Origin of the sequence: Winogradskyella echinorum (assembly GCF_014297365.1) — a bacterium.
Classification (GTDB): Bacteria; Bacteroidota; Bacteroidia; order Flavobacteriales; family Flavobacteriaceae; genus Winogradskyella; species Winogradskyella echinorum.
This window is the reverse complement of record NZ_JACOQD010000001.1, coordinates 363,186-377,635: the sequence shown is the minus strand read 5'-3', so window position 1 is coordinate 377,635 and position 14,450 is coordinate 363,186. Positions and strand designations below refer to the sequence as shown.

The 14,450-nt window shown below is 32.5% G+C and carries 11 protein-coding genes; 2 read left to right on the top strand and 9 right to left on the bottom strand.

Going from position 1 to position 14,450, the window contains the following annotated elements; genetic code table 11:
• Positions 1 to 50: 50 nt before the first annotated feature.
• The 3 genes from murB to H8K90_RS01660 form a co-directional block, all read right to left on the bottom strand.
• A complete protein-coding gene (gene murB, locus H8K90_RS01670) occupies positions 51 to 1,064 on the bottom strand; it encodes a UDP-N-acetylmuramate dehydrogenase (RefSeq protein ID WP_186844204.1) in 1,014 nt (337 codons plus the stop codon).
• Positions 1,064 to 2,254, bottom strand: a complete 1,191-nt coding sequence (locus H8K90_RS01665) for a pyridoxal phosphate-dependent aminotransferase (protein ID WP_186844203.1) — start codon at positions 2,252 to 2,254, stop codon at positions 1,064 to 1,066. Before H8K90_RS01665 ends, murB begins: the two co-directional genes overlap by 1 nt.
• Before the next feature lie 119 nt (positions 2,255 to 2,373).
• Positions 2,374 to 2,799 carry a DUF1573 domain-containing protein gene (locus H8K90_RS01660; RefSeq protein ID WP_186844202.1) on the bottom strand — a complete coding sequence of 142 codons (426 nt, stop codon included), beginning with the start codon at positions 2,797 to 2,799 and terminating at the stop codon, positions 2,374 to 2,376.
• A 187-nt stretch (positions 2,800 to 2,986) separates the two neighbouring features.
• On the opposite strand from H8K90_RS01660, the gene H8K90_RS01655 reads away from it, so the two are divergent.
• A complete protein-coding gene (locus tag H8K90_RS01655; protein WP_186844201.1) occupies positions 2,987 to 5,617 on the top strand; it encodes a valine--tRNA ligase in 2,631 nt (876 codons plus the stop codon).
• 56 nt (positions 5,618 to 5,673) lie between these two features.
• On the opposite strand, the gene rodA is transcribed toward H8K90_RS01655, so the two are convergent.
• The 6 genes from rodA to purH form a co-directional block, all read right to left on the bottom strand.
• On the bottom strand, positions 5,674 to 6,954 hold the full coding sequence (rodA, locus tag H8K90_RS01650; RefSeq protein ID WP_186844200.1) for a rod shape-determining protein RodA: 1,281 nt from the start codon (positions 6,952 to 6,954) through the stop codon (positions 5,674 to 5,676).
• 5 nt (positions 6,955 to 6,959) lie between these two features.
• Positions 6,960 to 8,894, bottom strand: a complete 1,935-nt coding sequence (gene mrdA / locus H8K90_RS01645) for a penicillin-binding protein 2 (RefSeq protein WP_186844199.1) — start codon at positions 8,892 to 8,894, stop codon at positions 6,960 to 6,962.
• Positions 8,891 to 9,397: a rod shape-determining protein MreD gene (locus H8K90_RS01640; RefSeq protein WP_186844198.1), complete on the bottom strand. Its 507-nt coding sequence runs from the start codon at positions 9,395 to 9,397 to the stop codon at positions 8,891 to 8,893. Before H8K90_RS01640 ends, mrdA begins: the two co-directional genes overlap by 4 nt.
• On the bottom strand, positions 9,390 to 10,214 hold the full coding sequence (mreC, locus tag H8K90_RS01635; protein ID WP_186844197.1) for a rod shape-determining protein MreC: 825 nt from the start codon (positions 10,212 to 10,214) through the stop codon (positions 9,390 to 9,392). The genes H8K90_RS01640 and mreC overlap by 8 nt, the downstream gene beginning before the upstream one ends.
• A gap of 10 nt (positions 10,215 to 10,224) precedes the next feature.
• Positions 10,225 to 11,253, bottom strand: a complete 1,029-nt coding sequence (locus tag H8K90_RS01630) for a rod shape-determining protein (protein WP_186844196.1) — start codon at positions 11,251 to 11,253, stop codon at positions 10,225 to 10,227.
• Positions 11,254 to 11,490: 237 nt separating this feature from the next.
• A complete protein-coding gene (purH, locus tag H8K90_RS01625; protein WP_186844195.1) occupies positions 11,491 to 13,020 on the bottom strand; it encodes a bifunctional phosphoribosylaminoimidazolecarboxamide formyltransferase/IMP cyclohydrolase in 1,530 nt (509 codons plus the stop codon).
• A 144-nt stretch (positions 13,021 to 13,164) separates the two neighbouring features.
• Between purH and H8K90_RS01620 the strand changes: the two genes are divergently transcribed.
• Positions 13,165 to 14,418 (top strand): ABC transporter permease, encoded by a 1,254-nt coding sequence (locus H8K90_RS01620; RefSeq protein WP_186844194.1) that lies wholly within the window; start codon positions 13,165 to 13,167, stop codon positions 14,416 to 14,418.
• The last annotated feature ends 32 nt before the right edge of the window (positions 14,419 to 14,450 follow it).

The following is a 14,450-nucleotide window of genomic DNA, read 5'->3' as shown; positions in this document are numbered from 1 at the left end:
AATTATTCTAAAAATTCAAAAGTCACAATTCTAAGATTGTGACTTTTGCTTTATATAATATTAACTTCAGTCTCAATAGTAATATTAAAAAGTCGTTTTACTGTTTTTTGTATTAGTTGTGCCAATTCAAAAATCTCTTTACCACTTGCATTGCCATAATTTACTAAAACTAAGGCTTGTTTTTGGTGTACACCATAATCCTTAAAACGTTTGCCTTTAAAACCAGCTGTTTCAATTAGCCAACCAGCGGGAACTTTAACTTCCTTGTCTGAAATTTTATAAGAAGGCACTTCTGGGAAATTTTCTTGTAGTTTATTAAACTGTTCAACAGAAATAATAGGATTCTTAAAAAAACTACCACTATTTCCTATTTCTTTAGGGTCTGGTAATTTAGTTTGTCTAATCGCTATTACGGCTTTTGAAATATCTTGTATGGTTGGTGTTTTTATATTGGATGCCTCTAACTCCGTTTTTATAGCACCATAACCTGTGTTTAGTTTGTGATTGTTTTTGGTAAGCTGAAGGTTTACGCTAGTTATAATATATTCTCCTTTTAATTCTTGCTTAAAAACAGATTCTCTATAATCAAAGTTGCAGTCTTCTTTTGTAAATGTTCTTAGTGATTTGTCATTTACATTAATAGCTTCACAACTATAAAATACATCTTTTAGCTCTACACCATAAGCTCCAATATTTTGAATTGGTGCTGTACCAATATTACCAGGAATTAAAGATAAATTTTCTATACCACCAAAGTTATGCTGCAAACACCAAAGCACAAATTGATGCCAGTTTTCACCAGCCATAGCTTTTACTATAACTGTTTGTTCCGTTTCACTAACAACTTCTATACCCATTAGGTTAATATGGAGTACCAAAGCATCGATATCTTTAGTCAGTAGCATATTACTACCACCACCTAAAATAAATAGCGGGTTAGACTGTTGTTCTTGTAAAACCTCATTAAGTACTTCTACCGAAGTAATATTGCAGTACAATTTTGCTTTGGCATCAATGCCAAATGTATTAAACGATTTTAATGAAACATCCTTAGATACAGTCATTAGTCTTTATAAACTTTAAGTGCTTCTGCTAATATTTTAACCGAAATTTTTAAGCTATCTTCATTTAAAACATAGGCAATACGTATTTGGTTTAAACCAACTCCAGGTGTAGAATAGAAACCTGCTGCAGGTGCAACCATTACCGTATTGTTATTGTAATCAAAAGACTCTAAAAGCCATTTAGCAAAATCATCTGAGTTTTTTACAGGAAGTTCTGCTATACAATAAAATGCGCCATTGGGTTTAGCTACTTTTACTCCTTCAATTTTTTCTAGTTCCGTAATGAGCGTATTTCTTCTTTTTACGTATTCTTCTTTTACATCATCAAAATAACTCTGCGGAGTTTCTAAAGCCGCTTCACTTGCAATTTGAGCTAAAGTAGGTGGACTTAAACGAGCTTGCGCAAATTTTAAAGCTGTTTTTATTACTTCTTTATTTTTTGAAACTAAATATCCAATTCTTGCTCCGCACATGCTATAGCGTTTAGATACAGAATCGATGATAATTGCATGTTCTTCTAAACCAGGTTCTTGTAAAATAGAATAGTGTTCAACTCCATCATAAACAAACTCTCTATAAACTTCGTCTGCAATTAAAAATAAATCATGCTTTTTAACGATAGCAGCTAGTTTTTTTATTTCTTCTTTTGAGTATAAATAACCTGTTGGGTTACCTGGATTACAAATTAAAATTGCTTTAGTTTTTGGTGTGATTAGTTTTTCAAATTCCTCAATAGGTGGTAAGGCAAAGTTATCTTCGATTTTAGATATTACTGGTACAACATTTACACCAGAAGCCGTTGAAAAGCCATTGTAATTGGCATAAAATGGTTCTGGAATTATTATTTCATCATCCTCATCCATTATGCTTCCAAAGGCAAATAAAAGTGCTTCACTACCTCCAGTAGTTACAATGATATCGTTATGGTTAACGTGTATATCGTTTCTTTTGTAATATTCAGCAATTTTTATCCTATAATTTTCAGAACCTTCAGAACGCGAATAAGCTAAAATATCTAAAGAGTGAACTTTTACAGCATCTAAAGCTACTTTTGGTGTCTTTATATCTGGCTGACCTATATTAAGATAATATACTGTTTTTCCTTGTTTATGAGCTTCTTCTGCATACGGCACCAATTTTCTAATTGGAGATTCTGGCATGTTGATGCCTTTGTTTGAAATTGTTGGCATTTGGTCTTAATTTTAAAATGCTAAGTTCTGAAAATTCTTAAAGTTTATAAGAAAAAAACATAAAAAAATGAGCTCCTAAAATAAGAGCTCATTAATATGATAAATATGAGATTGAAGTCTTATTGCTCAATCATACTTTTTTCTTTCTTTTCTAAAACACTAGTCTTGCTTGGGTCTATTACTAAACCTTTAATTTTTAGTGCAACTGTTGGTGTGTCTGCGTTAGAAATAACTGTTATCGTTTTTCTAATAGGATTAACTCTTTTTGTATCATACTTTACTTGAATTTCTCCTGTTTCTCCTGGCATTATTGGTCCTTTAGGTTTCTTAGGTACAGTACAACCACAAGTAGATTTAACACTCGAAATTATCAATGGAGCATTACCAGTATTGGTAAATTCAAAAACTCTAACTCCGTCAGCACCTTTCTCAATTGTGCCATAATCAATGACCTCAGTCTTAAATTCGATTTTTGCTACCTTTTCTTGTGCATTAATTCCTAAACTAATTAATCCTACAAATAGTATTGCTATTAAATTTTTCATCATTTTAATTTTAAAATTGATTATTCAAAACTAGTTACTTTTTTATTCCAAACAAAATTATTTAGACCTAATACGTTGTATTTAACAGAATTTATAATGTTTCAACCTATATTCTTACACTAATAATTTTTCAAAAAAGGAATTATAAGTACTTTTGTCAGTTACATAGCAAAAACGATACCAAAACATGGATATTCCATCAAAATATAATGCATCATCAGTAGAAGCCAAGTGGTATAATTACTGGATGCAACACAATTATTTTCACTCTACGCCAGATGATAGAGAACCTTATACAATAGTTATTCCACCACCAAATGTAACAGGAGTTTTACATATGGGACATATGCTTAATAATACGATACAAGATGTATTAATACGTCGCGCACGTTTATTGGGTAAAAATGCATGTTGGGTGCCAGGTACAGACCATGCTTCTATTGCAACTGAAGCAAAAGTTGTTGCTAAACTCAAAGCACAAGGCATTGATAAAAATGATTTAACACGCGAAGAGTTTTTAGAACATGCATGGGAATGGACAGAAGAATATGGTGGAGTCATCCTAGAGCAACTTAAAAAGTTAGGCTGTTCTTGCGATTGGGATAGGACCAAGTTTACCATGGACGATGATATGTCTGAAGCCGTAATTAAGGTTTTTGTTGATTTGTATAACAAAGGACTAATTTACAGAGGATACCGCATGGTAAATTGGGATCCAGAAGCAAAGACAACCTTATCTGACGAAGAGGTAATACATGTTGAAAAGCAAGGTTTACTCTATTACTTAGAATACAAAGTTGAAGGTAGCGATGATAAATTAACCATTGCAACCACAAGACCAGAAACTATTTTTGGAGATACTGCTATTTGTATCAATCCAAATGATGAACGCTTTACCCATTTAAAAGGTAAGAAGGCGATTGTGCCAATTTGCGGACGTGTCATTCCTATAATAGAAGATGAGTATGTAGATGTTGAATTTGGTACAGGTTGTTTAAAAGTAACACCTGCTCACGATGAAAATGATAAAGTTTTAGGTGATAAACACAATTTAGAAGTTATAGATATCTTTAATGAAGATGCAAGTTTAAATAGCTTTGGATTACAGTTTGAAGGTCAAGATCGTTTTGTAGCCAGAAAAGCAGTCGCTAAAGCATTAGAAGAAACAGGTGTTTTAGTAAAAACTGAAAATCACCTTAATAAAGTAGGAACATCAGAACGAACAAAGGCGGTTATAGAACCTAGACTAAGTGATCAATGGTTCTTAAAAATGGAAGATTTAGCAAAACCTGCTATTGATGCAGTTTTAAAAACTGGCGATGTAAAATTATTTCCTAAGAAATTTGAAAATACCTATCGTCATTGGATGGAGAATATTCGCGATTGGAATATCTCACGTCAGTTACTTTGGGGACAACAAATTCCTGCGTATTTCTATGGAGATGGAAAAGAAGATTTTGTAGTTGCAGAATCTATTGAGGAGGCGTTGAAACTTGCAAGAGTTAAAACTTCAAACTCCGAGCTTCAAGCTTCTGACTTAACACAAGATACTGATGCTTTAGATACTTGGTTCTCGTCATGGCTTTGGCCAATGAGCGTATTTGATGGTATTCGTAATCCGGAAAACGAAGACATAAAATATTATTACCCAACTAATGATTTAGTTACTGGTCCTGATATTTTATTCTTTTGGGTAGCACGAATGATTATTGCTGGTTATGAATATAAAGACGAAAAACCATTTCAAAATGTTTATTTAACAGGATTAGTTAGAGATAAGCAAAGACGAAAAATGTCGAAATCCTTGGGGAATTCCCCAGATGCTTTAAAATTAATTGAAGATTATAGCGCAGATGGTGTTAGAGTAGGATTGTTATTAAGTTCTGCAGCCGGAAATGATTTAATGTTTGATGAAGCCCTTTGTCAACAAGGAAAAGGTTTAGGTAACAAGATATGGTCGGCATTCTATTTAACTAATTTGTGGGATGTTGCAGATATAGAACAACCTCAGTCTAGTAATATAGCTATTGAGTGGTTTGAATCTAAGTTTCAGAAAGTATTAATTGAAATAGAAGACCATTTTAGTAAATACAGATTGTCTGATGCATTAATGGCAATTTATAAATTGGTATATGATGATTTTGCTTCTTGGTTATTAGAGATTGTAAAACCAGCTTACAAACAGCCAATAGATTCAAAAACCTATAATGCTGTTATGGCGATTTTTGAAGATATTCTAAAAGTAGTTCATCCATTTACGCCATTTATTACGGAAGAAATATGGCAAACTATAAATAAAAGAACGCCAGAAGAAGCATTAATTGTGGCTAAATGGCCAGAGGCAAAACCAATTAATGAGGCTTTAATCTCAGAATTTGAATTTGCTACTGAAGTCATTTCTGGAATTAGAAATATAAGAAAGCAAAAGAATATTGCATTTAAAGATGCTATTGGTTTTTCAGTTTTAAATAGTGAAAACGTAAATGCTACCTTTGATACTGTAATTATAAAACTTGGAAATCTTGAAAGTCTTGATTACGTTAAGGAACCGGTTGAAGGCGCCTTAACGTATAGAGTAAAATCTAACGAATACTTTATTCCTATGGAAGGCAGTATTGATGTTGAAGCGGAGATTGAAAAGCTTACTGAAGAATTAAAATACACTGAAGGCTTTTTAAAATCTGTGCAAAAGAAGTTGTCTAATGAGCGCTTTGTTGCGGGTGCACCAGAGCAAGTTGTAGCTTCCGAGAAGAAAAAAGAAGCAGACGCATTGGCTAAAATTGATACTATAAAAGCTAGTTTGGCTAGTTTAAATTAAGCTATAGTTAATTATTGAAATTGAAAAGATCATCTAACTAAGATGGTCTTTTTTATTTACCACTCATTAATCTTATTACTATCTAACTTTATAAAAATAAAAAGTAAAATAGTAAATCCCCAAAGACCAGAACCACCATAACTAAAAAAGGGTAGTGGTATACCAACTGTAGGTATTAATCCCATAACCATTCCAGTATTTATGGTAAAATGCACAAACAATATTGAGGCGACTCCATAGCCATAAACACGACTAAATTGAGATTTTTGAGATTCGGCTAAGTATAAAATTCTAATAATAAGAGTTGTAAATAATAATACAACGAAAGAGCTTCCCCAAAAACCCCATTCTTCACCAACAGTACTAAAAATATAATCGGTATGTTGTTCTGGTACAAACTTTCCAGTAGTTCTTGTACCTTGTAAAAAGCCTTTGCCTGTCCAGCTACCTGAGCTGATGGCTTGTTCAGATTGTATAAGGTTATAAGCTTCGCGTTTTTTCATTAACTCAAGCTTAGCAGGATCTTTTTCTAAGCGTAACCAAAGGCTAATTCTATTTTGTTGATGAATTTTTAATCCATGTTCATAGAAAAGTTTTACACCATATGAAAAACCAACGCATACTATTAAGACAATAATATATTGAAAAATTGAACCTCGTTTTTTCCCTTGTAAGAAGTAAGTGCTAACAATTACTAAAGTCGTTATTACAGCTGTAATAACAACACCAAATTTAAGGCCAAGAACCGCAAGTATAATGAGAGATAATCCTATGATTAAATAAACTTGTTGTAAGCCTTCTCTATAAAATACAAAGAAAAAAGCTAAATAAACAATTGTACTACCAGCATCATTTTGCAGTAAAATTAATAATGCAGGAATAAATATAATTGCAGTAACTTTTAGTTGATCTTTTATAGTACGCATGTTGGTTTGCAAATCACTTATATACTTTGCTACGGCTAATGCTGTTGCAAATTTTGCGAATTCACTAGGCTGTATAGTCATACTGCCAATGCCATACCAAGAACGTGCACCATTAACGTCCTTACCAAAAATGAATAAACCCAGTAAAGCTATTATGGCAACTAAGTAGATAATACTGGCAAACCGTTCATAAAATTTAGCTTCGAATGATAATATTAAAACGATTAAAACAAATGTTAACCCAATAAATATAGTTTGTTTGCCATAAGGTTGACTCATGTCAAAATAACTAGTGATTTCACCGACATGAGAAGCAGATAAAATATTGAGATACCCAAAAGCAACGAGGAGCAAAAACAGAATGATGGTAATCCAATCGAATTTAAAACGTCTTTGGTTCTCTCTGAGCATTAATTTTATTGTTTTAGACTACTTTGATTTGTGTTTTCAATGGCATAGTTATCAATTACCTGAAGTGTTGTTTCACCATTAATTTTAAACGGTTCTCCAGAATACGGTTTTGCATATTCATCTTCTAAACTATGAGTTAAAATCCAACGTTCTAGATCAGTTCTAGTAATATGACCTTTAATGTACTTTTCAATCATTAAACTTGCCATTCTACCAGCAAAACGACTTCCCCAATATCCATTTTCAACAAATACAGCAATGGCAATTTTAGGGTTGTCTTTTGGTGCAAATGCTACAAATATAGAATGGTCGGTAAGTTGTGTTTTAACGCTATCAATTCTTACAAAGTTTTCTGCAGTACCCGTTTTTCCACAAATATCGATACCAGGAACTCTTAAAGTAGAAGCCGTTCCTTTGTTATAAACATCAAACATACCCTCTATAACAGGTTCAAAATGACGTTTATCTATAGTTGTATATTTTGGTGTTCTATATTTTTTAGGAATGGTATCTCCTTCAATTTCTTTTATAATGTGAGGTGTGTAGTAATACCCTCTGTTTCCTATTGCTGCTGCCATATTTGCTAATTGAATGGGTGTTGCTTCAACTTCACCTTGTCCTATGGCATTAGAAACAATGTATGTTGAGCCCCAACGATTGTCGCCATAAGCTCTATCGTAATAATCTCCATCTGGTATTCTGCCTTTAGAACCCACGGATAAATCATTATTTAAAAAATTACCTAAGCCAAAACTTTTTGCATGATTTGCCCAAATATTCATACCTTTTCCTGCATCCTCATATTTATCAATTATACGACGGTACACATTTACAAAATAGGCGTTGCAAGACTGTGCTATACCATCATTCATTGCAACCGGACTTCTATGATGATGACAACCTGTAAGTTTTCGACTTCCATAATAATAGCCCATTCTACATGTAAACCTTTCTCGTGTATCTACAACATCTTCTTGTAAACCTATAAGTGCATTAATAACTTTAAACGGTGAGCCAGGTGGATACTGGGCTTGTAAACCTCTGTCAAACAAAGGTTTAGCGATGCTGTCTCTGTATAATTTTGTGAAATTTCTTGAGCGATCTCTTCCAACAAGTAGGTTAGGGTTGTAAGAGGGACCAGAAACCATTGCCAAAATTTCACCAGAACTAGGGTCTAATGCAATGATACCTCCACGCTTGTGTTTCATTAATAATTCACCATAAGCTTGTAGCTCAGAATCTATAGTCAAGGTAATATCTTTTCCTGGCTTTGGTAAAGTATCGTAAATACCATCTTTGTATGGGCCAATATGTTTATTAAAACGGTCCTTCTGTATAAATTTAATTCCTTTGACTCCTCTTAAAACTTTCTCATAGGTTTTCTCAACACCTTGTTTACCAATAAGGTCACCCATTTTATAGTATGGCTGTTGAGCAATAATTCTTCGGTTTACTTCTCCGATATCACCAAGAACATTGGCTCCAATTGTCGTTTGGTAGGATCTAAGTGATCGTTTTTGAATATAAAACCCTTCAAACTTTCGCATTTTTTCTTGTAATACTGCGTAATCGGTTTTTGAAAGCTGTTGAACAAATGGTGAAGATAATCGAGGTGAATAATTTCTGGCTCTATTTAATTTTTTGTCGTAGTCTTCTTTTGTAATCTTTAATAATGTACAGAACTCATGTAATTTTAAAGAATCCATTGGTGCCACTTCTCTAGGTATTACCATTACATCGTAAGAAGGTTGATTGGCTACTAATAGTTTGCCATTTCTGTCATATACATAACCGCGTTTTGGATAGTTATACTCTTTTTGTATTGCTGTGTCTTCAAAAATATTATAGGCTGAACCACTGTAAACTTGTAAATAAAATAAGCGTGCTATAAAAACAAGTCCAACAAGAATAACAGTTGTTAATAGTAGCAGTTTTCTCATTTTCGGTTTCGGCTAAATAGAATAATAATTAATACACTCAATAGTATAGTGAAAATACTAGAAAATAACGTCTTTTTTAATATTAAAAGTATGTTAGAAATGTTAAAAATTTCTAAGACAAATAATATAAAATGATGTATTACAGTGCCTAACGTAATGTATGTAATTAAACTACCAATTTCTGTATTACTAAATTTTATTGTATGGTGCTCATAAAGCATTCCAAATGATGTTTTTAAAAGTATAGGTCTGGAATATGCCAAACAAACTGCAGCAGCGGCATGTACTCCTCCAGAATCTGAAAACATATCTACCATCATACCAAGTAAAAAACTTACTAATAAAAAAACGAGCCTTTCATCTTTGATAGGAAACAAGAAAATAAATATGATGTATATATACGGGTTAATATAGCCAAAGAAATTAATATTATTGCATATAACGACTTGGGCTAAAAGAAGTATAATAAATCTAACAATATTTATTCCGATAACACTATTCATTAATACTAGCTTCGAGCGTTTTTATTTCTGTTCTATCCAAATTTTCTATGATATATACTGTGCCAACATTAGTCATGTCGTTAAACAATTTTACTTTTATGTTATAAGTATCTCCGCTAATATCAGTTTCAAAACTATCTATTGTACCAATGCCAATTCCTCTCGGGAAAATTGCAGATTGGCCGCCGGTTACAATTGTATCTCCAATTTTAACAGGTGCAAAATTAGATACATCTATAAGTTGAGTGAATTCTGGTGATTTACCATCCCAAGTTAAGGAACCGATATGGTTAGTTGATTTTAACTTTGCATTAATCTGACTTTTCTTATTTAAAATAGATAATGCAGTAGAATAGTTGTTAGAAGTATTATCAATAATTCCAACAATACCTTTTGATGTTATAACACCGAAATCTTGCTTAACACTATCATTTTTACCTTTATTTAAAGTGAGGTAGTTATTAGTAAGCGAATAACTGTTTTTATATACAGCAGCGGTAATTACTCTATATTTTCCTTGAGAATATGTTGTGGTATCAATGTATGAAGAATCGGATGAGTTTACAGAATTAAAAAGTTGCTCTCTCAGTTTTTTATTTTCCTCAGCAAGAATAATATTTTGGTCTTTTAAATTAAAATACTGATCAATAGAATTAAAAGTGCCATAAACACCACCCGTTAATCCATTTGCTGAATTTATAAATTTACTTCTGTGATACGAATGCGATTGAATGGTTAAAGTTAAGGCAATACTAAAGAGCAATAAAAACAACAGAAAGGTTTTGTTTCTTATAACAAAATTGAAAATTTGTTGCATTATTTACATCTTATTTAATCAATACGCTTTTGTATTTTGGTAAGTTTTTAAGCACAATACCTGTACCTCTTACAACTGCTCTTAGCGGGTCTTCTGCAATATATACGGGTAAATCTGTTTTTTGAGATAAACGTTTGTCTAATCCTCTTAGCATGGATCCGCCACCTGCTAAATAAATACCAGTATTGTATATATCTGCAGCTAATTCTGGGGGAGTTTGAGATAAAGTCTCCATTACAGAATCTTCTATACGTAAAATAGATTTATCTAAGGCTTTAGCAATTTCTCTAAACGAAATATTTACCTGCTTTGGTTTTCCTGTTAATAAATCACGACCTTGAACGCTCATATCTTCTGGTGGTAATTCTAAATCTTCAGTAGCTGCACCAATTTGAATCTTAATTTTTTCAGCAGTTCTGTCACCAACATATAAGTTGTGTTGTGTACGCATGTAATAAATAATGTCGTTTGTAAATACATCACCTGCCACTTTTACAGATTTATCACAAACAATTCCACCAAGTGCAATAACTGCGATTTCTGTGGTTCCTCCACCTATATCAACAATCATGTTTCCTTTTGGTTGCATAATATCTACTCCAATACCAATTGCAGCAGCCATTGGTTCGTGTATTAAATAGACTTCTTTACCATTAACACGCTCACAAGACTCTTTTACCGCTCTCATTTCTACTTCAGTAATTCCTGAAGGAATACAAACCACCATTCGTAACGCAGGATTGAAAAACTTTTTCTTAAGTGCAGGTATATTTTTAATAAACAAACTTATCATTTGTTCAGAAGCATCAAAATCTGCAATAACACCGTCTTTTAAAGGGCGAATGGTTTTTATATTTTCGTGTGTTTTACCTTGCATCATGTTGGCTTCTTTACCAACTGCTATAATTTTTCCGCTAATGCGGTCTCTTGCTACTATCGATGGATTATCAACAACAACTTTGTCGTTGTGTATTATCAGTGTGTTTGCGGTTCCTAAATCTATGGCTATTTCTTCCGTTAGGAAATCAAAAAATCCCATGCGCTATTCTTAATTATTTGGGTTATTCTAGTCTACTTTTTAAGACTGTCTGTAAATGTAACAAATTATACGATATTTTAATGACAATAGACGTTTATTGCTTCACTTTTTTTATTTTTTATTTCAACATAAAAAAGTATCACCCAAACTTAGCTGTCAAATGGTAATTTTAATTTTAAAATATCCTCTAAAAAAGTCCTGAATCTTTAATATAAAAGTGTAATGAAATAAGTTTTTTTAATGCTTAAAATGACGTGTTCCTGTAAACACCATAGCCACGTTATTATCATTACAATAATTAATGCTCAATTCGTCTTTAATTGATCCTCCAGGTTGAATTACAGCAGTAATCCCAGCATTATCTGCAATTTCCACACAATCCGGAAATGGGAAAAAAGCATCACTTGCCATTACTGCTCCTTCTAAATCAAAATTAAATGACTTAGCCTTATGAATTGCCTGATTTAAAGCATCAACTCTACTGGTTTGTCCAGTTCCGCTTGCACAAAGTTGTTTGTTTTTTGCTAAAACAATAGTATTAGATTTTGTGTGCTTACAGATTTTTGAAGCAAATATTAAATCGTCTAACTCGGTGGTGGTAGCAGTTTTATTAGTAACCGACTTTAGACCATCAAGAGTATCGGTAACATTATTTCTATCTTGAACTAAAACACCATTTAAACAACTTCTTACATTGGTTTGAGGCATTTCAATGTCTTTTAAAATTAAAAGAATTCTATTTTTTTTGCCTTTTAAAATTTCTAATGCTTTATCTGAAAAAGATGGAGCAATGACAACTTCACAAAATAATTTATGGATTTCTTCTGCTGTAGCTACGTCAATTTCAGAATTACTAATTAAAACACCTCCAAATGCAGAAACAGGATCACCAGCTAAGGCATCTAAATAAGCTTGGTGTAAGGTGTCACGTTGTGCCAAACCACATGCATTATTATGTTTTAAAACGGCAAAGGTTGGTGCGTCGTTTTTAAATTCTAGCATTAAATTTACGGCTGCATCAACATCTAAAAGATTGTTATAACTTAATTCTTTACCATGTAGTTTTGTGAAAATTTCGTCAAAATCTCCAAAAAAGAAACCTTTTTGGTGCGGGTTCTCGCCATATCGTAAAACTTTACCTTTATTTTCAGAAATTTTTAAAGATGCAATTTCATGGTTTTGGTTGAAGTAGTTAAATATTGCAGAATCGTAATGTGATGATACATTGAAGGCTTTTGCAGCAAAATGCTTTCTATCATCCTCAGAAGTTTCACCATTTTTAGTTTCTAACAATTCTAAAAATTCTGAATAATCTTCAACTGAAGATACACAAGTAACATCAGCATAATTTTTTGCTGCTGCTCTAATTAATGAAATACCTCCTATATCAATTTTTTCGATAATATCTTGATTACTTGCACCAGAAGCAACCGTTTTTTCAAAAGGATAAAGGTCAACAATGACTAGGTCTATTTGTGGAATTTCAAACTCTGCTAATTCCGCAACATCACCATCGTGGTTTTGACGATTTAAGATACCTCCAAAAACTTTTGGATGAAGCGTTTTTACACGTCCACCAAGTATAGAAGGGTAGGAAGTTACATCTTCTACAGGGATAACGTTAATACCTAAATCTTTAATGAATTTCTCAGTGCCACCAGTAGAATATATAGTAACGTTGAGGTCGTTTAATTTTTTTACGATTGGTGCTAATCCATCTTTACTAAATACTGAAATAAGTGCCGATGACATCCTTTTGTTGCTCATAATGTTGTGTTGTGTTTTAGATGGCGCAAAAATACGGATAATCAAAAAGAAAATCTTAGTGCTAAAAGCAGTTTATTTAAGTTTTTTGTAACAATAAATTGTTGAAAACGTCCTATCTTTAAATTGTTTTAAAACAACGAACATATGTTAGTCTATTTAAGAGTATTTAAAGAGAGTTTTTCATTTGCATTAAATGCGCTTAAAAATAACAAACTCCGTACATTTTTATCACTAACAGGTGTTACGGTTGGTATCTTTTCAATTATTGCCGTTTTGGCTGCGGTAGATTCTTTAGATAGAAATATTAAAGAGAATTTATCAGGATTAGATAAGAATACTATTTACTTAACTAAATTTTCTTTTGGGCCAACTGATATTCCACGTTGGAAACGCGATAACTTTCCTCAAACAGAATATGATGCATTTGATTTTGTTAGAAGAAGTGTTCCTGATATTGATGCTGTAGCCTACACAATATTTGGGAGTACAGAGACTATAAGATACCAGGCAGAAACAGTTTCGGGAGTTGGTATAGATGCGGTTTCGAATGAAATATATAATATAAATGATTTTAAGGTAGAAAAAGGAAGGTTCTATGGTGAGTCAGAATCAGAATCTGGTGCGCCAGTTATTGTTCTTGGTTATACTATAGCAGAAAATTTATTTGGAAATTCTAATCCATTAGGGAAGAAAGTAAGGGCTTATGGTAGAAAGTTAACTGTAATTGGTGTCTTAAAAAAGTTTGGGGCAAGTATTTTTGATTCTCCAGATGAAAAAGCTTTTGTTCCAGCTAATTTTGTTAGACGTTTTAGAAATGGTGGTGCTAGTGGTTTACCAGGAGCGATAATTATTAAACCAAGCTCTGATGTTGAAATATCCTCTTTTGAACAAGTGCTTAAGCAGAAGTTTAGAACTTTTAGAGGACTAAAAGCTGGTGAGGATGATAATTTTTTTATAAACAAAATTTCAGGGTTTGTAAGTGCTGTAGATAGTGTTATATCTGGTATGAATATTATTGGTTGGATAATTAGTGGGTTTTCTTTGCTAGTTGGAGGTTTTGGAATTGCAAATATTATGTTTGTAAGTGTTAAAGAACGAACAAACCTCATTGGAATTCAAAAATCTTTGGGTGCCAAAAACAGATTTATTTTATTTCAGTTTTTATTTGAAGCCGTTATATTAGCAGTTGTAGGTGGCCTAATTGGTCTGCTATTTGTCTGGATTACAGCAAATATAATGAATGGAGTAGTTGGTGAGGATTTTGAGTTTGTCTTATCCTTTGGAAATATGTTTTTAGGGTTTGGTTTATCTACTTTTATAGGATTGATTTCTGGAGTAATTCCTGCAATTTCAGCGTCCAAATTAGATCCTGTTGAAGCAATTAGAACTGGAATGTAGTTTTTATAACAAGCAGAAAGCAGTCGTCTGAG

What these genes read in the sequence shown, in the direction of transcription:
- H8K90_RS01655 (WP_186844201.1), top strand. Translation starts at nt 2,987, where the DNA reads ATGGATATTCCATCAAAATATAATGCATCATCAGTAGAAGCCAAGTGG.
- mreC (WP_186844197.1), bottom strand. Translation starts at nt 10,214, where the DNA reads ATGCAACAAATTTTCAATTTTGTTATAAGAAACAAAACCTTTCTGTTG.
- murB (WP_186844204.1), bottom strand. Translation starts at nt 1,064, where the DNA reads ATGACTGTATCTAAGGATGTTTCATTAAAATCGTTTAATACATTTGGC.
- H8K90_RS01665 (WP_186844203.1), bottom strand. Translation starts at nt 2,254, where the DNA reads ATGCCAACAATTTCAAACAAAGGCATCAACATGCCAGAATCTCCAATT.
- H8K90_RS01640 (WP_186844198.1), bottom strand. Translation starts at nt 9,397, where the DNA reads ATGAATAGTGTTATCGGAATAAATATTGTTAGATTTATTATACTTCTT.
- mrdA (WP_186844199.1), bottom strand. Translation starts at nt 8,894, where the DNA reads ATGAGAAAACTGCTACTATTAACAACTGTTATTCTTGTTGGACTTGTT.
- rodA (WP_186844200.1), bottom strand. Translation starts at nt 6,954, where the DNA reads ATGCTCAGAGAGAACCAAAGACGTTTTAAATTCGATTGGATTACCATC.
- purH (WP_186844195.1), bottom strand. Translation starts at nt 13,020, where the DNA reads ATGAGCAACAAAAGGATGTCATCGGCACTTATTTCAGTATTTAGTAAA.
- H8K90_RS01620 (WP_186844194.1), top strand. Translation starts at nt 13,165, where the DNA reads ATGTTAGTCTATTTAAGAGTATTTAAAGAGAGTTTTTCATTTGCATTA.
- H8K90_RS01630 (WP_186844196.1), bottom strand. Translation starts at nt 11,253, where the DNA reads ATGGGATTTTTTGATTTCCTAACGGAAGAAATAGCCATAGATTTAGGA.
- H8K90_RS01660 (WP_186844202.1), bottom strand. Translation starts at nt 2,799, where the DNA reads ATGAAAAATTTAATAGCAATACTATTTGTAGGATTAATTAGTTTAGGA.